The organism is Mesorhizobium sp. M1E.F.Ca.ET.045.02.1.1 (genome assembly GCF_003952485.1).
Lineage (GTDB): Bacteria > Pseudomonadota > Alphaproteobacteria > Rhizobiales > Rhizobiaceae > Mesorhizobium.
The window spans coordinates 2,510,861-2,530,547 of record NZ_CP034447.1 but is presented as its reverse complement, the minus strand read 5'-3'; the positions used below and the strand labels follow the sequence as shown (position 1 = coordinate 2,530,547).

14 protein-coding genes and 2 pseudogenes are annotated in these 19,687 nt (G+C 63.6%); 9 read left to right on the top strand and 7 right to left on the bottom strand.

Going from position 1 to position 19,687, the window contains the following annotated elements; genetic code table 11:
* Positions 1 to 159: 159 nt before the first annotated feature.
* Positions 160 to 948, bottom strand: coding sequence for a 3-hydroxybutyrate dehydrogenase (locus EJ070_RS12300; protein WP_126091603.1), 789 nt, complete (start codon positions 946 to 948; stop codon positions 160 to 162).
* Positions 949 to 1,171: 223 nt separating this feature from the next.
* Between EJ070_RS12300 and EJ070_RS12295 the strand changes: the two genes are divergently transcribed.
* Positions 1,172 to 1,960 carry an acetoacetate decarboxylase gene (locus tag EJ070_RS12295; RefSeq protein WP_126091602.1) on the top strand — a complete coding sequence of 263 codons (789 nt, stop codon included), beginning with the start codon at positions 1,172 to 1,174 and terminating at the stop codon, positions 1,958 to 1,960.
* A pseudogene (locus EJ070_RS12290) lies at positions 1,953 to 3,112 on the top strand (patatin-like phospholipase family protein). Before EJ070_RS12295 ends, EJ070_RS12290 begins: the two are co-directional and overlap by 8 nt.
* A gap of 310 nt (positions 3,113 to 3,422) precedes the next feature.
* Here the strand turns inward: EJ070_RS12290 and EJ070_RS12280 are convergent.
* Together EJ070_RS12280 and EJ070_RS12275 are read right to left on the bottom strand one after the other, a co-directional pair.
* A pseudogene (locus tag EJ070_RS12280) lies at positions 3,423 to 5,023 on the bottom strand (inorganic phosphate transporter).
* Positions 5,024 to 5,104: 81 nt separating this feature from the next.
* Positions 5,105 to 5,638: a TetR family transcriptional regulator gene (locus tag EJ070_RS12275; protein ID WP_126091601.1), complete on the bottom strand. Its 534-nt coding sequence runs from the start codon at positions 5,636 to 5,638 to the stop codon at positions 5,105 to 5,107.
* 148 nt (positions 5,639 to 5,786) lie between these two features.
* Between EJ070_RS12275 and EJ070_RS12270 the strand changes: the two genes are divergently transcribed.
* Positions 5,787 to 7,088: an efflux RND transporter periplasmic adaptor subunit gene (locus tag EJ070_RS12270; RefSeq protein ID WP_245464858.1), complete on the top strand. Its 1,302-nt coding sequence runs from the start codon at positions 5,787 to 5,789 to the stop codon at positions 7,086 to 7,088.
* Positions 7,085 to 10,168, top strand: a complete 3,084-nt coding sequence (locus tag EJ070_RS12265) for an efflux RND transporter permease subunit (RefSeq protein WP_126091599.1) — start codon at positions 7,085 to 7,087, stop codon at positions 10,166 to 10,168. Before EJ070_RS12270 ends, EJ070_RS12265 begins: the two co-directional genes overlap by 4 nt.
* 240 nt (positions 10,169 to 10,408) lie before the next feature.
* Here EJ070_RS12265 and EJ070_RS12260 read toward each other — a convergent pair whose 3' ends face one another.
* Positions 10,409 to 10,861: a L,D-transpeptidase gene (locus EJ070_RS12260; protein WP_126091598.1), complete on the bottom strand. Its 453-nt coding sequence runs from the start codon at positions 10,859 to 10,861 to the stop codon at positions 10,409 to 10,411.
* 338 nt (positions 10,862 to 11,199) lie between these two features.
* Here EJ070_RS12260 and EJ070_RS12255 point away from each other — a divergent pair, with 338 nt between their 5' ends.
* Positions 11,200 to 11,532, top strand: coding sequence for a hypothetical protein (locus EJ070_RS12255; RefSeq protein WP_126091597.1), 333 nt, complete (start codon positions 11,200 to 11,202; stop codon positions 11,530 to 11,532).
* A gap of 33 nt (positions 11,533 to 11,565) precedes the next feature.
* Positions 11,566 to 11,730, top strand: a complete 165-nt coding sequence (locus EJ070_RS36260; RefSeq protein ID WP_189350500.1) for a hypothetical protein — start codon at positions 11,566 to 11,568, stop codon at positions 11,728 to 11,730.
* A 64-nt stretch (positions 11,731 to 11,794) separates the two neighbouring features.
* On the opposite strand, the gene EJ070_RS12250 is transcribed toward EJ070_RS36260, so the two are convergent.
* Positions 11,795 to 12,481, bottom strand: a complete 687-nt coding sequence (locus EJ070_RS12250) for a response regulator transcription factor (protein WP_126091596.1) — start codon at positions 12,479 to 12,481, stop codon at positions 11,795 to 11,797.
* Positions 12,482 to 12,574: 93 nt separating this feature from the next.
* Here EJ070_RS12250 and EJ070_RS12245 point away from each other — a divergent pair, with 93 nt between their 5' ends.
* Both EJ070_RS12245 and EJ070_RS12240 read left to right on the top strand, forming a co-directional pair.
* The gene (locus tag EJ070_RS12245) at positions 12,575 to 13,303 is read left to right on the top strand and encodes a response regulator transcription factor (RefSeq protein WP_245464857.1); all 729 of its coding nucleotides are present in this window, start codon (positions 12,575 to 12,577) and stop codon (positions 13,301 to 13,303) included.
* 146 nt (positions 13,304 to 13,449) lie between these two features.
* Entirely contained in the window at positions 13,450 to 15,540 is a 2,091-nt protein-coding gene (locus tag EJ070_RS12240) for a sensor histidine kinase (RefSeq protein WP_189350496.1), read from the top strand.
* Between the two features lie 299 nt (positions 15,541 to 15,839).
* Here the strand turns inward: EJ070_RS12240 and EJ070_RS12235 are convergent, their stop codons facing one another.
* Positions 15,840 to 16,250 carry a hypothetical protein gene (locus tag EJ070_RS12235; protein ID WP_126091594.1) on the bottom strand — a complete coding sequence of 137 codons (411 nt, stop codon included), beginning with the start codon at positions 16,248 to 16,250 and terminating at the stop codon, positions 15,840 to 15,842.
* Positions 16,251 to 16,714: 464 nt separating this feature from the next.
* Between EJ070_RS12235 and EJ070_RS12230 the strand changes: the two genes are divergently transcribed.
* Entirely contained in the window at positions 16,715 to 17,917 is a 1,203-nt protein-coding gene (locus tag EJ070_RS12230; RefSeq protein ID WP_126091593.1) for an aromatic ring-hydroxylating dioxygenase subunit alpha, read from the top strand.
* 168 nt (positions 17,918 to 18,085) lie between these two features.
* Here the strand turns inward: EJ070_RS12230 and EJ070_RS12225 are convergent, their stop codons facing one another.
* Positions 18,086 to 19,504, bottom strand: a complete 1,419-nt coding sequence (locus tag EJ070_RS12225; protein WP_126091592.1) for an aminotransferase — start codon at positions 19,502 to 19,504, stop codon at positions 18,086 to 18,088.
* Between the last annotated feature and the right edge of the window lie 183 nt (positions 19,505 to 19,687).

Genomic DNA, 19,687 nt, shown 5'->3' with positions numbered 1-19,687 from the left:
TACGCCGCGACAGCGCCCCCTTTAGAGCAATTCCAGGAAAAGTGTGTAACGGTCGGGCTCGGCGGCTTCGCCGTAGCCTTCCCTCCGGAATTGCGTAAAACAAATATTAGAGCAGTTCAGCGTTTCCGTGAAACGATGAACTGCTCTAGGGAAGCGCGCTTACTGCGCCGTCCAGCCGCCATCCATCGGCAAGGTCGTGCCGGTCATCTGCTTGGCGGCGTCCGAGCACAGGAAGAGCGTCAGCGCGGCGAGTTCCTCGACGGTGACGAATTCCTTGGTCGGCTGCGCGGCTAAAAGCACGTCGTGCTTGACCTGCTCCTCGGTCATGCCGCGCGCCTTCATCGTGTCGGGGATCTGCTTCTCGACCAGCGGCGTCCAGACATAGCCGGGGGCGATCGCGTTGACGGTGATGCCGTCCTGAGCGACTTCCAGCGCCACCGTCTTGGTCAGGCCGGCAATGCCGTGCTTGGCCGAAACATAGGCCGACTTGAACGGCGAGGCGACCAGCGCGTGCGCCGAGGCCGTGTTGATGATGCGGCCCCATTTGCGGCTCTTCATGCCGGGCAGCGCCGCCTTGATGGCATAGAAGGCGGCGAGCAGGTTGATGCGGATGATCGCCTCCCACTTGTCGTCGGGAAACTCGTCGATCGGCGCGACATGCTGGATGCCGGCATTGTTGACCAGGATGTCGAGGCTGCCGAACGCCTCTTCGGCCTCGTGGATCATGGCGGTGACCGCGGCGCCGTCCATCATGTTGGCGCCCGAATAGCGGCACTTGACGCCGAAATCCTTCTCGATGCCGGCCCGCTCCTGCTCGATGGCCGCGGCGTCGCCCAGGCCGTTGATGGTGACATTGGCGCCCTCGGCGGCAAAGGCGCGGGCGATTGCAAGCCCGATGCCGCTGGTCGAGCCGGTGACCAGCGCATTCTTCGAAGACAGGGAACCCATGAAAAATCTCGCTAGAGGTGGAGTGGACTTAGGGCACATAGTTTGTGCGCCGCAGCATGACAATGCCATGGCCATATGTCGTTGCGATTACAATGTTGTGATGCCGCCCGATAGCCATGAAGCTGGCGCCCGAGCACCATGACATGGCACTGTCATGGTGCCGTGCAACATACTCCCCCTGCGCGTCTCGCGTGTGTCATTCCTGAACCGACGGGTGAATAGCTTGGAAATCGACGATGTCGTTAAGCGCGCCTATGAGATGCCGCTCACCAATCCTTCGTTTCCGCCCGGTCCCTACCGTTTCTTCGACCGCGAATACATCATCATCACCTACCGCACGACACGCGAGGCGCTGGAAGCCGTCGTGCCGAAGCCGCTCGAGATCGATGAGCCGCTGGTCAAGTACGAGTTCATCCGCATGCCGGATTCGACCGGCTTCGGCGACTATACCGAGACCGGCCAGGTCATCCCCGTGCGCTATGGCGGGCAGCATGGCGGCTATGTCCACTCCATGTATCTCGACGACGACGCACCAATCGCCGGCGGCCGCGAGCTGTGGGGCTTCCCGAAAAAGCTCGCCAGCCCCAAGATCGTGCATGAGGGCGAAGTGGTGGTCGGCACGCTGCACTACGGCAGCGTGCTCTGCGCCACCGGCACCATGGGCTACAAGCACCGCGAGGCCGACCACGATTCCGTGCTCGCCTCGCTGGCGGCGCCCAACTTCCTGATCAAGATCATCCCGCATGTCGACGGAAGCCCGCGCATTTGCGAGCTGGTGCGCTACTACCTGACCGATGTGACGCTGAAGGAAGCCTGGACCGCGCCGGCCGCGCTCGACCTTCGGCCCCATGTCATGGCCGACGTGGCGAAGCTGCCGGTGCTCGAGGTCGTCTCGGCCGTTCATTTCACCGCTGATCTGACGCTCGGGCTCGGCGAAGTCGTCCACGACTATCTCGCCGACCGCAACCCGTCCGCCGCCAGCGCAATCCAGCCGGAGAAGGCTCGTGCTTGAACGGACCCGAAACAAGGCGGTCGCCGCCACCATCGAGGAAATAACGGCGCAGTATGACCGCATCGCCCTGGTCTTCCAGGGGGCGGCGCGCTCGGCGCCTATCAGGCCGGCGTCTATCAGGCGCTTTCCGATGCCGGCTGCGAGCCGACCTGGCTCTCCGGCGTTTCGATCGGCGCCATCAACGCCTCGATCATCGCCGGCAACGAGCCGAGCCGGCGCCTGCAGCGCCTGGAGCAGTTCTGGCAGACGATCTCCGGCCGCAAGATCTGGGCCTACACGCCCGAAGGCGACATCTATCGCGACATCCGCAACCGCACCTCGTCGTGGATGACGATGATGATGGGCCAGCCCGGCTTCTTCAAGCCGCGCAATCCCAATCCATGGTTCGAGCTGTCGGGTGCCGAGGGCGCCACCAGCTTCTACGACACCGCCGAGCTGAAGGACACGCTGGAGAGCCTGATCGACTTCGATGTGCTCAACGACGGCAGGAAGCGCTTGAGCGTCGGCGCGGTCAACGTCAGGACCGGCAACTTCGTCTATTTCGACACCGAGAAGGTCCGCATCGGGCCGGAGCACATCATGGCGAGCGGCGCGCTGCCGCCGGCCTTCCCCTCGGTCCGCATCGAGGGCGAGTATTATTGGGACGGCGGCATCGTCTCCAATACGCCGCTGCAATACCTGCTCGACCAGGAAGAGGATCGCTCCTCGCTGGTGTTCCAGGTCGATCTGTTCAGCGCCCGCGGCGCCCTGCCGCGCAGCATGGCCGACGTGCTGTCGCGCCACAAGGACATCATGTATTCGAGCCGCACGCGCCAGAACACCGACAATTTCCAGCGCATCCACGCGCTAAAGATGAAGCTGCTCGATGCGCTGAAGCGCGTTCCGCCAGATGAGCTCAGGGACGGCGAGAGGGAACTGATCGCCGACTATTCCGATGCCGGCGTGGTCAACATCGTTCACCTGATCTACCAGCACAAAGGCTATGAGGGCCACGCCAAGGACTACGAGTTCTCGGGCACCTCGATGCGCGAGCACTGGGAAATGGGCCTCGAGGACACCGAGCGCACGCTGCGCCACAAGCAGTGGCTGTTGCTGCCGACCAATGTCGAAGGCGTGGCTATCCACGACCTTCACCGCGAAGACCCGACGTAAGGTCCGGTAGGAAGACTCGACGGGTTGCTCCGCTAACAAGCACCCTCGTCGAGTTCCGTCACACCCCCCTCTGTCCTGCCGGACATCTCCCCCGCAAGGGGGGAGATCGGATGTTGCGCGGCTTTCGCCAATTGTCGGGGTCGAAAGAAGCGCGCGGCGCCCAAGCTGCCAATCTCCCCCTTGCGGGGGAGATGTCCGGCAGGACAGAGGGGGGTGCTGTCCCGCCAACGTTTCGAGGGTAGCTATCAAGCAAAAAAGAAAGGCAGCGCCTGGCCGGCGCTGCCTTTTCTTTTGAGTTCTTGCGGCTATCTCAGAACACCTGGCGGAAGACCACGAAGAGCACGAAGGCCAGCGCGATCGAGCGGGCAGTGTCAGCACCTAGGCGAGCAAAAGGTTGCGCACGGTCGCCCACTGCAGACCGGAGCCGTTCGCCGCCATCGTGCCAGCAACGCCCGACGACAGCACGTGGGTGGTCGACACTGGCAGGCCGAGACGGTCGGCCATGCCGATCGTAACCATCGCGACCAGCTCGGCGGCGGCGCCCTGGCCATAGGTCAGGTGGCTCTTGCCGATCTTCTCGCCGACGGTGACGACGATGCGCTTCCAACCGACCATGGTGCCGAGGCCGAGCGCCAGCGCCACGGCGATCTTGACCCAGAGCGGGATGAACTTCGTCGCGTTGTCGACCGCCTTATGGTAGTTCGTCACCGCCTGCAGGTCAGCGTCCTGCATCGGCAACAGCTTCTTCTTGTCGATCAGCTTCAGCGCTTCGCCGATCAGATAGATGTCGTTGCGGGCGTTGCTGACCAGGTCGGTCGGGACCTTGTCGACGGTCGCGTAGGGCTGCAGCCCGGCGGTCGTATTGTGGATGTAGGTCTGCAGCGCGGGCGTCGTCTGATCGCTCCAGGTCTTGGAGCGGACAGCCTCTTGAACCGCGGCCTTGGGGTCCGCGACAGTGACGCCCGGCTTGACGTATTTGCCCAGCGACTGCTCGACGGCGGCGGAAGCCGACTTGTAGGCCTCGAGGTAGTTGATGTCGGGGGTACGGTTAAGCGCATAGGCGGTCGGCACCACGCCGATCAGGATCAGCATAATCAGGCCCATGCCCTTCTGGCCGTCATTGGAGCCATGCGCGAAACTGACGCCGGTGCAGGTGAAGATGAGCAGCGCGCGGATCCACCACGGCGGCGGGGTTTTGCCTTTCGGCGCCTCATAGAGCGCCGGATTGCGCACAAGGATCTTCATCACATAGAGCAGAACGGCCGCCGCGAAAAAACCGACGAGAGGCGAGACCAGCAGGGACATGCCGACATTGGTCGCCTGTCCCCATTCGACGCCGCTGGTGGCGCTTCCGGCCGGCGCCATGAACTGGTTGGCGAGGCCGACGCCGATGATCGAGCCGACCATCGTGTGCGAGCTCGACGCCGGCAGGCCGAGGAACCAGGTGCCCAGATTCCACAGGATCGCCGCGACCAGCAAGGCGAACACCATGGCGAAGCCGGAGGACGAGCCGACCTGCAGGATGAGCTCGACCGGCAGCAGCGACAGGATGCCGAAGGCGACCGCGCCGCTCGAGGTCAAGACGCCGAGGAAATTGAAGACACCCGACCACATGACGGCGAATTCCGCCGGGAGCGATCGGGTGTAGATGACCGTCGCCACCGCATTGGCGGTATCGTGGAAGCCGTTGACGAATTCGAAGCCGAGCGCGATCAGCAGGGCGATGCCGAGCAGGATCCAGGGCACTGTCTTGGCGACTGCCAAGTCCTGGCTCAGTGCATAGCCGACATAGATGATGCCGGCCAGAACCAGCACGCCGAAGGCAGGCAGGAACCACTTCGCGCCGCTCGATTGTTCCAACGGGTGATCCGGTCTCGGAATCCCCGCCTCACTGGAAACCACGTCCACCATCGTCCCACTCCTTTTGCATTGCAGCAAAGAACCGGGAGAACGCTATGTCTCCAGGATGAAGCTGGTGTGACGCCCTGCAACCTATGCGGCTATCTTGAGCAGCGAGGAAACCAGGAGCTTGTGCTCCTCCGGCGAGAGCACGTCGGAATCGAAAAGGTTCATGCTGCGCAGTCCCTCGATGGCGAGGAAGCAGACCAGCAGCGAGCCGAGGTCGTCGGTCTCGTCTTTCAGCCGTTCGAAGAGCTGCCGCTTGAACGCCTTTATCGGCGTCAGGAAATCCGGATCCTCCGCGATCGCGGAGAACATCCAGGAAGCCGATGGTTTCGGCTTCTCGCAATCATCGGCCGAAAGCCGTATGTAGGCCGCGAGCACGCTTTCATCGCTGGCCTCGGCCGTGCGTTCCTCGAGCGCCTCTTCGAAAGCATTGAGGTAATTTTCCACCAGCCCCTGCATCAGCTTGGCCTTGGTCGGAAAATTATAGAGCAGTCCGCCCTTCGACACGCCGGCCCGGCTGGCGACGGCGTCGAGCGACAGGCTTCCGGGACCCGCCTCGCGCGCCACGTCGGCGGCCGCTGCAAGTATCCTGTCGCGCGAATTTGCCCTGCGAGCTTTCATCACGCCTCCCCCTTACATTAGCTTATGCGGAATTGACAAGACCGTCCAGACGGTACAGTAAGACGCCGAAAATTGAAATCGGGACCCGTCGCCAGTATGTGTCCTGGCATCGACCGTTATGCCGGTTTCGGCTCGAGGGGACTTTTCCGTGAAGCGCTTTATCATCATCACCGTATTTCTGCTTCTGCTCGCTCTGGTGTGCGTCGGTATCGTCGGCTTCAACATCCTGCGCGACAACGGCATCAAGCAATTTTTCGCCACCATGAAGCCGCCGGCCGCGACCGTCTCGACCGTCGTCGCGAAACCCTCGAACTGGACGCCGGGCGTCGAGGCGATCGGCACCGTCAACGCCGTGCGCGGCGTCGACCTGACCGTCGAGACGGCAGGCATCGTCAAGGACATCCTGTTCCACGCCAACCAGAAGGTCGCGGCCGACGCCGTGCTCCTGCAGCTCGACGACGCCGTCGAGAAGGCCGATCTGGTGGCGCAGAAGGCGCAGGCCGCGTCCGACCAGGCGGCGCTGACCCGCGCGCTCGAATTGCAGCGGCGCGGCGTCGGGACCGACGCGACGCTCGATGCCGCGCGCGCGGCGGCGGACGCTTCGGCCGCGCAGGTGAACAAGCTGCAGGCCGTGCTCGACCAGAAGCAATTGTCCGCCCCCTTCAACGGCACCGTCGGCATTCCCAAGATCGACATCGGCCAGTATCTGGCCCCGGGCAACTCGGTTGTGACGCTGCAGGACCTGGATACGATGCGGGTCGACTTCACGGTGCCGGAACAGCAGCTGCGGCTGCTGAAGATCGGCCAGACGGTGCGGATCGGCGGCAGCGTGGCGGACATGCCCTTTGCCGGCTCCATTCGCGGCATCGATCCCAAGATCGACCCGGCGAGCCGCCTGGTATCGATCCGCGGCGAGGTCGCCAACCCGGAGGGCAAGCTGACGCCTGGCCAGTTCGTGCAGATCCGCGTCGAGCTGCCGGAGGAAAACAACGTCATCTCGGTGCCGCAGACGGCGGTGACGTCCAGCCTTTACGGCGACTTTGTTTTCGTTGTCGTGCCGGCAAAGCCTGCCGACGGTGGCGCTGCGGCGCCGGCCAAACCGGATGACCAGAAGACCGGCGGCATCGAAAGGCCGGCCAGCGACGCAACCAAACCGCAGGCCGATGCCTCGAAGCCTGCCTCCGACACGGCAAAGTCCGCCGACAACGCCGCAAAGCCCGCTGATAACGCTCAGAAGCCCGAAGCCGGGCAGCAGCCGGCGCTCGTTCTGTCGCAGGTGTTCATCAAGCTCGGCCGCCGCAACAACGGCATGGTCGAGATCGTCGAGGGCCTGAAGGCTGGCGATCAGGTCGTCACCGCCGGTCAGAACCGGCTCTTCAACGGCATGTCCGTTGCCGTCGACAACACCATCGATCCCAGCAAATCGGCGAACAAGCAGGTTCAGCAATGAGCTTTTCCGACATCTTCATTCGCCGGCCCGTCCTCTCGACGGTGCTGGCCTGCATGATCCTGCTCCTGGGCTTCCAGGCCATCTTCAACCTGTCGATCCGCCAGTATCCGAAGGTCGACGAGACGGCGATCACCATCACCACGGCCTATCCCGGCGCCAGCGCCGACCTGATCCAGGGCTTCATCTCCGCGCCGATCGCGCGCGCCGTCGCCTCGACCGAGAACATCGACTACGTGACCTCATCGAGCCGCCCGTCCTCCAGCACCGTGACCGTGCAGATGAAGCTCGGCTCCAATCCCGACGTGGCGCTGACCGAGGTGCTCTCCAAGGTCCAGGGCGTGCGCGGCACCCTGCCGGACGCCTCCAAGGATCCGGTGATCGTCAAGGGCACCGGCCAGCAGTTCGCGATGATGTATATCTCGATGCAGAATCCGAACATGACCAAGGAGCAGCTCACCGAGTATATCGAGCGCGTCATCCGGCCTCGCATCTCGACGGTGGAAGGCGTCGCCGACGTTCAGATCTTCGGCGCCGAGGAATATTCCATGCGCGTCTGGATCGACCCGGTCAGGCTTGCCGCCCGCGGTGCCACCGCCGCCGACGTGCTGACTGCGATCAACAACTCCAACTTCCTGTCCGCGCCCGGCAACACTCAGAACGAGTATGTGGTCTCGTCGATCACGGTTCACTCGACCTTGCAGACGCCGGAAGCGTTCTCGCAGCTCCCGATCCGCTCGACGGACGGCCAGGTCGTGCGTCTGCGCGACGTCGCGCGCGTCGAGCTCGGCGCCGCAAGCACCGACACCAGGGTGAGCTTCAACGGCAAACCCGGCACCTTCCTCGCCATCTTCCCGACACCGGCGGCCAACCCGTTGACGACCGCGGCGGCGATCACCAAGCTCGTGCCGCAGATTCAGGAGACGCTGCCGAAAGGCATGACGATCGAGGTCGTCTACGACGCCACCGGGCAGATCAGCGCCTCGATCGAGGAGGTGTTCAAGACCATCGGCGAGGCGGTCGCCATCGTCATCGTGGTCATCCTGTTGTTCCTCGGATCGTTCCGATCGGTGATGATGCCGATCGTGACCATCCCGCTGTCGCTGATCGGCGTCTGCTTCATCCTGTTTTCGGTCGGTTACTCGATCAATCTCTTGTCGCTGCTTGCCATGGTGCTGGCGATCGGCCTCGTCGTCGACGACGCCATCGTGGTGGTGGAGAACATCCATCGCCACATGGAGGAGGACCACATGTCGCCGATGCAGGCGGCCTTCAACGGCATGCGCGAAATCTTCTCGGCCATCGTCGCAATGACCATCACGCTCGCCGCCGTGTTCGCGCCGCTAGCCTTCACCGGCGGCCTGACCGGCGCATTGTTCCGCGAATTCGCGGTGACGCTGGCCGGCTCCGTGGTGCTGTCCGGCCTGATCGCCGTGACCATCACGCCGATGATGTCTGCGCGCCTCCTGAAGGCCGGCGCGCATAGCCGCTTCCAGCGCATCGTCGACGGCACCTTCAGCCGCGTCGAGCGCGTCTACGAGCGGGCGGTCACCGCTTCGCTCAGGAACCGGCCGGTGACGCTGATCATCGTCGTCGCGCTGGTCGCGCTCACCGGCTTCATGTTCACCAAGACCTCCAGCGAGCTGGCGCCGGAGGAAGATCAGGGCTTCCTGCTGTCGCTGGTGACCGCGCCGCGCTATGCGACGTCGGACTACACCGAAACCTACGTCAACCAGATGCTCGGCCTGGTGAAGGACATCCCGGAGACCAGGGCGCAGTTCTCGGCCGTCGCTTTCGGCGGCGCGACCAACAGCGCCTTCGTCGGCTTCGCCTTCAAGGACTGGGCGGATCGCAAGCGCGGCTCCAAGGAGCTTCAGGCCGACATCCAGGGCCGCCTCGCCAAGGTGGCGGGCGTCGAGGCCTTCGTCTTCGCGCCGCCGACGCTGCCCGGCTCAGGCGGTGGCCTGCCCATCTCGATGGTGGTGCGCTCGACCGGCGATCCCTCCGAGGTCTTCGACGAGGCCGAGAAGATCAAGAACAAGGCGCAGGCTTCCGGCCGCTTCATCGTCGTGCAGAACTCGATGGCCTATGACGCGCCACAGGTGACCGTCACCATCGACCGCGAGCGCGCCGCGGCGCTGAACCTGCCGATCGCCGATGTCGGCCGCACGCTGACTCTGCTGGTCGGCGGCGCCGAGGTGGCGCAATTCGACCGCGACTCCCACAGTTACGACATCATCCCGCAGGTGCCGCAGGAGTTCCGCGACAATCCGGAGAGGCTGGGCGAATACTTCATTCGCAGCGAGGACGGCAAAATGGTGCCTCTGTCGGCGGTGGTGAAGATTTCGACCAACGCATCGCCGGCGGCGATCGAGCAGTTCAACCAGCTGAATTCCTCGACGATCTCGGCCTTGCCGCTGCCGGGCGTCACCACCGGGGACGGGTTGAAGGTGTTGGAGGATCTTGCCAAGGAGACGCTGCCCGACACTTTCTTCATCGACTATTCCGGCCAGTCTCGGCAGGAAAAGGAGCAGGGCAACACCATCCTGATCGCCTTCACCGCGGCGGTGATCGTCATCTACCTGGTGCTGGCCGCGCAGTTCGAGAGCTTCCGCGACCCGCTGATCATCATGATGGCGGTGCCGTTGTCGATCTTCGGCGCCATCGTGCCGCTCAACATCGGCCTGGGCACGCTCAACATCTACACCCAGGTCGGACTGATCACGCTGATCGGCCTCATCACCAAGCACGGCATCCTTCTGGTGGAGTTCGCCAACCAGCAGCGCGAAATCCACGGCATGCGGCGGCGCGACGCCATCATTGCCTCGGCCAAGGTGCGCCTGCGGCCGATCCTGATGACGACGGCGGCGATGGCGCTCGGCGTCGTGCCGCTGATCATCTCCAGCGGCGCCGGCGCCGCGGCCCGTTACTCGATGGGCCTCGTCATCTTCACAGGCATCCTGGTCGGCACGATGTTCACGCTGTTCGTCGTGCCCATGTTCTACACCTTCATCGCCAGCAAGGATCTGCCGCATCTTGCCGAGAAGCCCGATCCGAAGCTGATGCCGGCGCTGCCGACCTGAAGCGGAGGCAATAGCGAATAGGGGAGAATGGCGTTCGCGCGCCGGGGCATCTCTATTCGCTACTTCCTATTCGCTCCATAATGAAAAGAGGCCGGAAAATTCCGGCCTCTTTTTTGGCGGTGGCCTCACGGCTTCGGCGCTGAGCAATTTCAGGAAAAGTGTGTAACGCTTTTCCGTCCGAAATTGCGCCTAATAGACTACGCCGAAGGCGGCAATCCGCCTGCTACTTGACCCAGCCCGTTATTTAACAATGACGATGCTGGTGTTGGCCGGGCCGAAAACCTCGACAAGCTGGTAGAAATCGGCCGCGGCATCGGGATGCAGGCGCACGCAGCCATGCGAGGCAGGCCGGCCGAGACGGTTGATGGCGTAGGTGGCGTGCACCGCGTAGCCGCCGCTGAAGAACACCGAATGCGGCATCGGCGCATTGTCGTACTTCTTCGAATACCACATCTCGTGCAGGCGGGTCGGCCTGAAGGATCCCGTCGGCGTGATGTGCCTCCTGTCACCCGTCGACACCTTCCAGGTGTAGGTCGGACGGCCGTCGACCGTGACTTCCATGATCTGCTGCGACAGCGAAACCCGGGCGACGATCTGATTGGCGTGGGCGGCGTTGCTGCCGAAAAGCAATGCCGCGCCGGTGAGCGCGGCGGCGGTGACATTGATGAGCTTGGCGGAAATGGCGGTATGCATGACGATCCCTCTCTTTATGCCGGTCCGGCCGGCTTCATTTCGATGTGTCGCTTTATCGAGGTCACCTGTTTCAAGCCTATTTCGCTTGATGCTCGTTATTGTTTCGAATCTGTTTCCCAAAATTAACGCCCCAGCCCGGAAGAACGCTGCTCGTGAGCCTGTCATGGTTACCGACGACAGAGGGGAAACCGACAAACGAAAGTGCGCATGGCTCTGATATGAAAGCTATTTCGCTAATCTCGAAACCGAATTGCAACAAAACGCGGCCTGCGCGGCATGATGCGGATACAGGCCGGCGGCAATGTGGATGCAACGGGAACAGACATCAGCAAACGAAAATGGGCAGGAAATCGAACCTACGCTCCTGGCTTCTCAGGATCGGCGTCGCGGCCGTCATCCTCGGTGGCGCCGGCTCTGTCGCCGGCAACCCCGTGGCAACGCTCGGCGCCATGAATTCGGGCGAGGTTTCGACGCTGCACACTGCACTGTTCATCGCCACGGTCTGGATCGTTTCCAGCCTGCGCGTCCACCGGCTGAGGGCCCTCTGGCGGGTCGGCCTTCGGCTGATGAGGACGCGCGGCCCCTCCGGCTACTTGCTGCCGAGAGGACCGAAGGCCCGCGCCGCAGCGGGGGGCTCCGTTAGCGGCGCGGGCGCTTCGGGAGTTTCCTGAAGCACCGATACATATCGATTTAGGGGTAATGACATGAACACCAGGTTTGCAGCTTCCGTGCTTTCCGCATTGCTCTACGCGCAAGGGCTGCTCGGCTTTGCCGCGCTGGCAACGGTGCTCCTGAAGGAGCGCGCCCATGTCGAAATCACCGCCAGCGCCGACTTGCCCTCAGGTCCCTCGGTCCTTGTGGCGCGCTGAGCACGAAGCATCGGTTTTGGGGGATCCGATGCCAGATCAAGGAAATGACCCGGCCGCCCTCGCCTCAGTCGGTGCGCGGCGTCGGCGGATCGAAGCGATAGCCGGCGCCCCTGATCGTGGTGATGGTCTCGGTATCGAGCTTGCGGCGCAACCTCACGATCCGCGAATCGATCGAGCGGTCGAAAGCGTCCGCGTTCTCGGCCGGCGCGGCGGCGATGATGTCGTCGCGCGTCAGCACCTTTCGCGGGCTTGCCAGGAAGAGCCTGAGCAGCGCAACCTGGCCCGGCGACAGTTGATCCTCGGCACCGGAGCGATGCATGACCATGGCCGACCTCAGGTCGACGGTGGCGTTCTCCAGCACGATCAGTTCCTGGGTGTTGCGGCCGCGTCGCATCAGCAGGCCGCCGATGCGCGCAGCGAGCTCGCGCACATTGAGCGGACTTTCCACCACGTCTGCGGCGCCGAGCTCCAGCGCCAGCACCTTGTCGACAAGGTCGCGTGGCCGGCAGATCAGGATGAAGTCGGAGCCGCTCTCGCCGCCATAACGCTTGAGCAGCTCGCGACCGTCCGCCTGGGTCACATCGTCACCGACGACGACGACATCGATGCCCCCCGCGGAGAGCAGCGACTCCGCCTCCCAGGGCTGGCGTGCCTGGCGCACATCGTGCCCGCGCCGTTCGAGATGGTCGGCAAGGTCGCCGGCCACCACTTCGGCAACGGACACAAGCGCGACGACAGATCGTGCTGCCATTTTCTTCACCCCGCCACAGACAACTCGAGATGAGCGCTGGACATCATGTTTATACCCAATCTACTTTCCGCTGAAAGCGGGAGCGAGACCATTGTGAAGGCACGCATCATCGTCGTCGAGGACGAGCCGGACCTGAGGGAGGCGGTTGCCGAATATCTTGGGGCAAACGGCTATGACGTTGCCACGGCCGAGAATGCCGCGGCGGCGCGCGGCCTGCTCGAGGCGCAGTCCTTCCACCTTGCCATACTCGACATCGCCATGCCCGGCGAGGATGGCCTGTCGCTCGGCCGCTGGCTGCGTTCGAAGACCCAGATCGGCATCATCTATGCCACCGCCGCCGGCACCGCGCTCGACCGCATCGTCGGCCTGGAACTCGGCGCCGACGACTACATCGTCAAGCCCTACGAATTGCGCGAAGTGCTGGCGAGGGTCCGCAGCGTGCTGCGCCGCGTGCCGCAGCCGGCAGCACCTAAGGCCGCGAAGGCCGAGGCCGGCACGCGCCGCTTCATGAACTTCGGCGGCTTCCAGGCCGATTTCGACGGCAGGCTGGTCACCGGCGCCAACGGCGCGGTCATCGAGATGGCCAAGAGCGAGTTCGACGTGCTGGAGGTTTTCCTCACCCGCGCCAACCGGCTCCTGACGCGGGCGGCGATCTCGGAGGCGATCGGCTTCGTGGAAGATCCCGAATCGTCGCGCGCGGTCGATATCCGCATCATGCGTCTCAGGAAAAAGATCGAAACCGATCCGGCCAACCCGAAATTCCTGCGCACCGTACGCGGCGAAGGCTATATCTTCTCGCTGCCGACAAGCGACGGCAATTGACTCCGGCCCGCGCATCCTTCCGGATACGTGAAAGACGCTGTAGCATTCCGATTGAGCGCACGCCCCCGCAAAACCGTGATCGATTTTCGGGGCTTGTGTGCCGGATTTCATGGTTTACCGATATGGCTCCGGGATGACGTTCGACGATGACAGCTGAGGCCGCACGGATGGACATGCACGGCTCCCGCCAGGGTGCCGCGATGGCGGCCGTCCACGTCGTTCGCCGTTTGCGCGAGGCGGGCGATTGGCAGCGCGAGATGGACGGCATGCTGGAAACGCTCTGCCGGGCCATGGATTGCCAGCGCGGCATTCTGTTTCGTCTGCGCGAACTGCCCGGCCAGGGCTTTGCGCAATCCGTCTCGGCTTACTGGATCGACCCTGAATTCGGCGGCGAGCTGGCATCGCCCACCGTCATCATGCAGTCGATCATCAACTCCGATCCGCTGCTGGAGCGGCTGCAGGAGGACGAGCGCCAGGGCAAGGTCTTTGCCGGTCACACCCGCAATCTGGATGGTTTCCTGAGGGCCGATTTCGAGAAGCAGAACATAAAATCCTTCATTTCCGTGTCGGTCTTCGCCCACGGCCATCTCTGGGGCACGCTGGCGGTCAACGACTGCGTCGCCGAACGCGAATGGACCGACGAGGAAGAGGCGACGCTGCACATCATCGCGCTCGCTATCGGCGACGCCATCGAGCACTCGCCCTCCGAGGCGCATGCCAGCGAAGTCATCCGCCGCACCATGCTGCAGGCCTCGCTCGACGCCATCATCGTCATCGACGAGGCGGGCTTCATCATCGAATTCAACCCGGCCGCCGAGAAGATGTTCGGCTTCCCGCGCAGCGATATCCTCGGCAAGGACCTGCTCGACACCATCGTTCCGCACTACTACCGCAAGGGCTATGCGTCGGGCGCCGAGTATATGGCGGGCCGCGGCGCGCCGATGGTCGGCCAACGGCTCGAGACCGTGACCCAGAACGCGGCCGGCGAGATTTTCCCGATCGAACTGACCGCGACTGAGATGCGGGTTGCCGATCGCCGCCTGATCTTCGGCTCGATCCGCGACCTGCGCGAGAAGCTGCACGCCGAAGAAGAGATCAACCGCCAGCGCGAGAAGCTGCACCAGAACGAAAAGATGGCGGCGATGGGCTCGCTGCTCGCCGGCGTCTCGCACGAGCTCAACAACCCGCTGGCGGTGGTGGTCGCGCAATCGACCCTGCTGCATGAATTCGCGACCGACCCGCAGACCAAGGTGCGCGCCGAAAAGGTGCGCGCGGCCGCCGAACGCTGCGGCCGCATCGTCAAGAGCTTCCTGTCGATGGTGCGCCTGCATCCGACCGAGCAGGCCGAAACCGACCTCAACCAGGTGATGCGCTCGGCGCTCGAGGTTACCGCCTATGGCGCGCGCTCCAGCGGCATCATCATCGACACCGACTTCGCCAACGGCCCGCTGCTCGCCATGGCGGACGCCGACCATGTCACGCAGGTCGCGGCCAACTTCCTCATCAACAGCCAGCATGCGCTGGCTGGAGCCACCGGCGAGCGGCACATCAAGGTGCGGACCTTTCGCAGCGAGCGCGGCAATCCCGGATTCTCCGTCGAGGACAACGGGCCCGGCATTCCCGAGGCGATCCGCTCACGCATCTTCGAATCCTACTTCACCACCAAGCCCGTCGGCGTCGGTACCGGCATCGGCCTTTCGATCTCGAAATCGATCGTCGAGCGCCACAACGGCAACATCTGGTTCGAGGAGGTTGAGCCGCACGGCGCGCGCTTCGTCGTCCAACTGCCGGCGATCGCCGGCGATACGGCAAAGACCGGCGAAGGTCCGGCACGCTCGAGCGGGCTGCGCCATGCGCTGATCATCGACGACGAGCCCGACGTCGCCGCTTCTCTCTCCGACATACTGGAGCTCATGGCGGTGAAATCGCGCGTCGTCGCAAGCTGGACGTCGGCCGGTGAGGTGCTGAGCGGGCAGATGCCGCCGGACATCGTCTTTTCCGACCTGCGCATGCCGGGCACCAGCGGCATATCGATCTATCGCGAACTGCTGGCCGAACGGCCGGGACTGGCGCAACGCTTCGTGCTGGTCACCGGCGACCTTATCGGCGCCAAGGCTGAGATCGAGGCGCTGCCGCCGCACCAGCGCCCGCAGATCCTGGAGAAGCCATTCTCCACACTAGACGTCCGCGGAGTCCTCTCCGCTATCGCCGATCAGGCGGCGGCCGTGGAAGGCTGAATCCGGCGTGCCAGGGATATGTGGCGATTCAAGTCAGGCCGAGTGGAGAACGATGGCTTCCGAGAACCGAAACGGAGCTTACATTCAAGTACGCGAGTACCGGCCTACGCCGGCCATAGCCTCGACTGCGCGGCGACTCGTGAGTGCTTCGGCTTCGGCCGGCGAGGGCCGGGAGCGCAGGAAGCCGCCATTCGCAGGCCGGCCTCACCTGAATCGCCACATATTCCAAAAAAAGAGGCTCCCGACCGACATTGCGGCGGGAGCCTGACTGGAGCGCGGAGGGTGCGCTCAGGGGAGCCTTAAAAAACGTTCGGTGTGTTGGTGAGCGGCGCCGCGTTGGCGATCATGCGCACCGCGCGGGCTCTGTGCTGGCCTGACTGCTCGGCGATGGCGCGCAGGCACTCGGGGCTTTCGGCGCCCCAGTTCTGGCCTTTGCAGGCGAACTCGATCTGCGGCTGCGGCAGGCGCGCGGTCTTGAGCGTGGTCGGCGCGCCCTCCACGACGTTGGCCGGGGGATTGATCGAAGCGAAAGCGGGACCCGCGGCCGGCGCAAGCACCATGCCGGCAAAGGCGGTGGCGCCGAGCAGCGTGAACATCGCCATCGGATGATCGCTGGCGCGCTGGCGCAGCGCGAGCTTCGGCCGGCGATCATTGCGCTCCGGGCCGTAAATGCGGCGGCTGGCGTCGGTGGTCTGGACTTTCGCAAACATCGGCTGTTCCCTTCGTTATCTTTCTTTTCCTTATGAAACGAACATAATCGCGCCAGGTAACAGCCGAATGATTGGGTGCGATCGGCCGTGTAACAGGATTGAAACAGGGCCGCCGCCTTTGTTCCTGCTTGGGACCGGCGAGCCGCCTCTGGTTCACGAAAGAAACACATGCGCCTGTCGGATGCGGCGGACTGTAAGCGACCTCACACAGGCGCCGAATTGCTATGGCCGTCGCGGTCATCCGGAGCGCGGGAGGTGCCGAAACGAACCCTCTCGCAACGCCCGAATCCGCGGCCGGAACCGCTGTTCCACATCCCTGACTAAGGCCCGGATTTTCCGGGGCTTCTCGGCCCAGGCGGGGCAAAACCCATCGCCATTGATTTTCCATATTTCCACAAGCCATTGCATTTCAATATAAAATATGCTTTTATTGAATGATCATTCAACAAAAGAAGAGCATTTTGATGAACCCGCACCTCCGTGACGTGGCGATCCCCAACGATTGGGACCGGCGGGGCTTGCCGGGGTGGAGTTATCATTCCAACGCGCTTCTCGAACTCGAGAAGGAATACGTCTTCCGCAATCACTGGCAGATCGCCGGCCACGTCTCCGACGTGCCGAATGCAGGCGATTATCTGACCATGGACGTTATCGGCGAGCGCGCGCTGATCGTGCGCGGCAAGGACGGCGTCGTGCGTGCCTTCAACAACATGTGCCGTCATCGCGGCAGTCGCGTCGTCGCCGACAGCCGGGGCACCTGCAAGAACGCGTTGGTCTGCCCGTTCCACGGCTGGGTCTATAATCTCGACGGCACGCTGCGCGGCGCGGCACGCCCGCGCTCTTTCCCCGAGCTCGACAAGACCGAGTTCGGCCTGATGCCGCTCGACCTCGAAATCTGGATGGGCTTCATCTTCATTCGTTTCCGCAAGGGTGGCCCGCAGCCTTCGGTAGCCGAGCTCTTGAAGCCGATCGAGGCGGAGATCGCTCACTACCGCGTTGCCGACATGGTGCCGTCCTGGGGAATCTGGACGCAGAAATCGCCGGTCAACTGGAAGTCGGTGCGCGACGTCGACAATGAAGGCTACCACGTCGCCATGGCGCATCCGGCGCTGCAGGACCTCTATGGCGCGACCTATTTCGACGAACCCTTCGTCAATGGCGTGTCGCGGTCCTTCGCCACCTACAACCCGCATGCCGGACGGCGCTGGAGCGTCGGCCAGTACATCAAGATCGCGCCCGAGCCGGCGCACTTGCCGGAGCACCTGCACCGGGCCTGGATCTATTACGGCATCTTCCCCAACAATGCGCTGTCGATCATGCCGGAATCGGTGCAGTTCTATCAGGAGTTCCCGCTGTCTACCGGCGAGACGCTGCTGCGCGGCGCGGTCTATCGCTATCCGGACGAGACCAGGGAGCAGGCGGCGGCGCGTTACCTCGCCTACCGCATCGACCGCGACACGATGAACGAGGATGTGCAGCTTTCGGTGTGGTCGAACGAATCCATGCTGTCCGAAGCCTTCGAAGGCTTCTACCTCTCCGACCTCGAATACGGTGTGCGCACCCATCACGACCACCTGCGCAGGCAGGTTCCGGTGCTCAATCTGGAGACGGCGCCCGAGGAAAAGGACATGTGGGGATTGAACGACGCGCTGCGGTCCAGGGGGTAGAAGCTGCTAATCTCCCCCTTGAGGGGAGATGCCCGGCAGGGCAGAGGGGTCGCTGCGCGTAGAACGCCGACGCCCTCTGTCGTCGCGGAAGGCGCAGGCACTCTACGTGAGACGACCCCCTCTGTCGCCTTCGGCGACATCTCCCCCTCAAGAGGGGAGATTGGCCAATCACCCCCGCCACACCCCCTCTTTACGCAAATCATCCATAGTCCGCGAAATACCCTCGCGCAGGATGGCGACCATGTCGTCGACCTGCTCGCGGCTGATGATGAGCGGCGGCGACATCACGCACATGTTGATGAGCGGCCGCACCAGCAAGCCGAGCTCGTGGCAATGCGCATCGATGCGTTTGCCGACATCCTTGTCGAGCTGCAGCGGATCCTTGCTTTCGCGATCGGCCACGCATTCGACGCAAGCCATCAGGCCGACGCCGCGCACCTCGCCGACCAGCGGCAGCTCTTCCAGCGTCTTCAGTCGCGCCTGGAAATAGGGCGCGATCTCGCGCGTGTGGGCGAGCACACCGTCCTCCAGCAGGTCGAGATTCTTCAGCGCCACCGCGCAGCCGATCGGATGGCTGGTGTAGGTGAGGCCATGGCCGAACAACGCGTCGGGATGATTGGAGCGGCGCAGTTCTTCCAGCAGCCGTTCTGAGATGATGACGCCCCCGAGCGGGAAATACCCTGATGTCACGCCCTTGGCGAAGGTGATCATGTCCGGGTCGATGCCGAACACGTCGCCGGAGGCGAAGACATGGCCGAGCCGTCCGAAACCGGTCACCACCTCGTCCGAGACATAGAGGATGTCGTTCTCGCGGCAGATCTCGCAGATGCGCTTGAGATACCCGTCCGGCGGCACGATGACGCCGCCCGAGGCCTGAACCGGCTCGCCGACAAAGGCGCCGATGCGGTCGGCGCCGACGCGCGCGATCGTGTCCCGGAACTGATCGACCAGGAAGTCGGTGAAGGCGGCAACGCTCATGCCCTTGGGCCGGCGGAACGGATCGGGCGAGGAAAGCTTGATCACGAGATCGCTTGCGCCGTCCATCCAGTCGTGATCGCGCGGGCGGCCGTTGAGCGAAGCCGACAGATAGGTCGAGCCGTGATAGGCGCCGCCGCGGCTGAGGATCAGCTTCTTTTCCGGCCGTCCGCGCACATTGTTGTAGAACTGCATGAAGCGCAGCGCCGTCTCGACCGCCGAGGAACCGCCGGTGGTGAAGAAGGTGTGGCTGAGGTCGCCCGGCGCCGCATCGGCGATGCGGCGCGCAAGCTCGGCCGAGGGCGCGTTCATCGTATACCAGGGCGTGTTGTAGGAGAGCGCCATCGCCTGGTCGAGCATCACCCTCGCCAGCTCCTCGCGGCGATGCCCGACATTGATGCACCACATGCCGGCCGGGCCGTCGATCAGGCGCCTGCCGGAGGCGTCGGTGATGTAGATGCCGTCGCCCTCGCCGATCAGCGTGCGCGCCTCGGCGCCGACCGAGCCGGCATAGGGCCAGGGCTGGACGAGATGGCGCTTGGCGAGCTCGACCGCATCGTCATCGCCAGGCCCGATGAGTTCGCTTGCCTTGATCTTGCTTTGAGCCGCCATCTTCGCCTCACATCATCGGGTTGCAGAAATTTCGTCGCACATCAAACAGCGCGGAAAACCAGGGAAATTCGGCTTTTCATCACTTCATTTTGAATGTTCGTTCAATCAATATTACAGAAATAGCGCTTGATTTCAATCGGTGGATACGCTCATGATGAAAGAAAGCCGGCAAGCCACGGAGCC

Excerpts from the sequence above, each read along its gene's own strand:
- EJ070_RS12300 (WP_126091603.1), bottom strand. The coding sequence starts at position 948 with ATGGGTTCCCTGTCTTCGAAGAATGCGCTGGTCACCGGCTCGACCAGC.
- EJ070_RS12275 (WP_126091601.1), bottom strand. The coding sequence starts at position 5,638 with ATGAAAGCTCGCAGGGCAAATTCGCGCGACAGGATACTTGCAGCGGCC.
- EJ070_RS12265 (WP_126091599.1), top strand. The coding sequence starts at position 7,085 with ATGAGCTTTTCCGACATCTTCATTCGCCGGCCCGTCCTCTCGACGGTG.
- EJ070_RS12260 (WP_126091598.1), bottom strand. The coding sequence starts at position 10,861 with ATGCATACCGCCATTTCCGCCAAGCTCATCAATGTCACCGCCGCCGCG.
- EJ070_RS12255 (WP_126091597.1), top strand. The coding sequence starts at position 11,200 with ATGGGCAGGAAATCGAACCTACGCTCCTGGCTTCTCAGGATCGGCGTC.
- EJ070_RS36260 (WP_189350500.1), top strand. The coding sequence starts at position 11,566 with ATGAACACCAGGTTTGCAGCTTCCGTGCTTTCCGCATTGCTCTACGCG.
- EJ070_RS12250 (WP_126091596.1), bottom strand. The coding sequence starts at position 12,481 with ATGGCAGCACGATCTGTCGTCGCGCTTGTGTCCGTTGCCGAAGTGGTG.
- EJ070_RS12240 (WP_189350496.1), top strand. The coding sequence starts at position 13,450 with ATGACAGCTGAGGCCGCACGGATGGACATGCACGGCTCCCGCCAGGGT.
- EJ070_RS12235 (WP_126091594.1), bottom strand. The coding sequence starts at position 16,250 with ATGTTTGCGAAAGTCCAGACCACCGACGCCAGCCGCCGCATTTACGGC.
- EJ070_RS12230 (WP_126091593.1), top strand. The coding sequence starts at position 16,715 with ATGAACCCGCACCTCCGTGACGTGGCGATCCCCAACGATTGGGACCGG.
- EJ070_RS12225 (WP_126091592.1), bottom strand. The coding sequence starts at position 19,504 with ATGGCGGCTCAAAGCAAGATCAAGGCAAGCGAACTCATCGGGCCTGGC.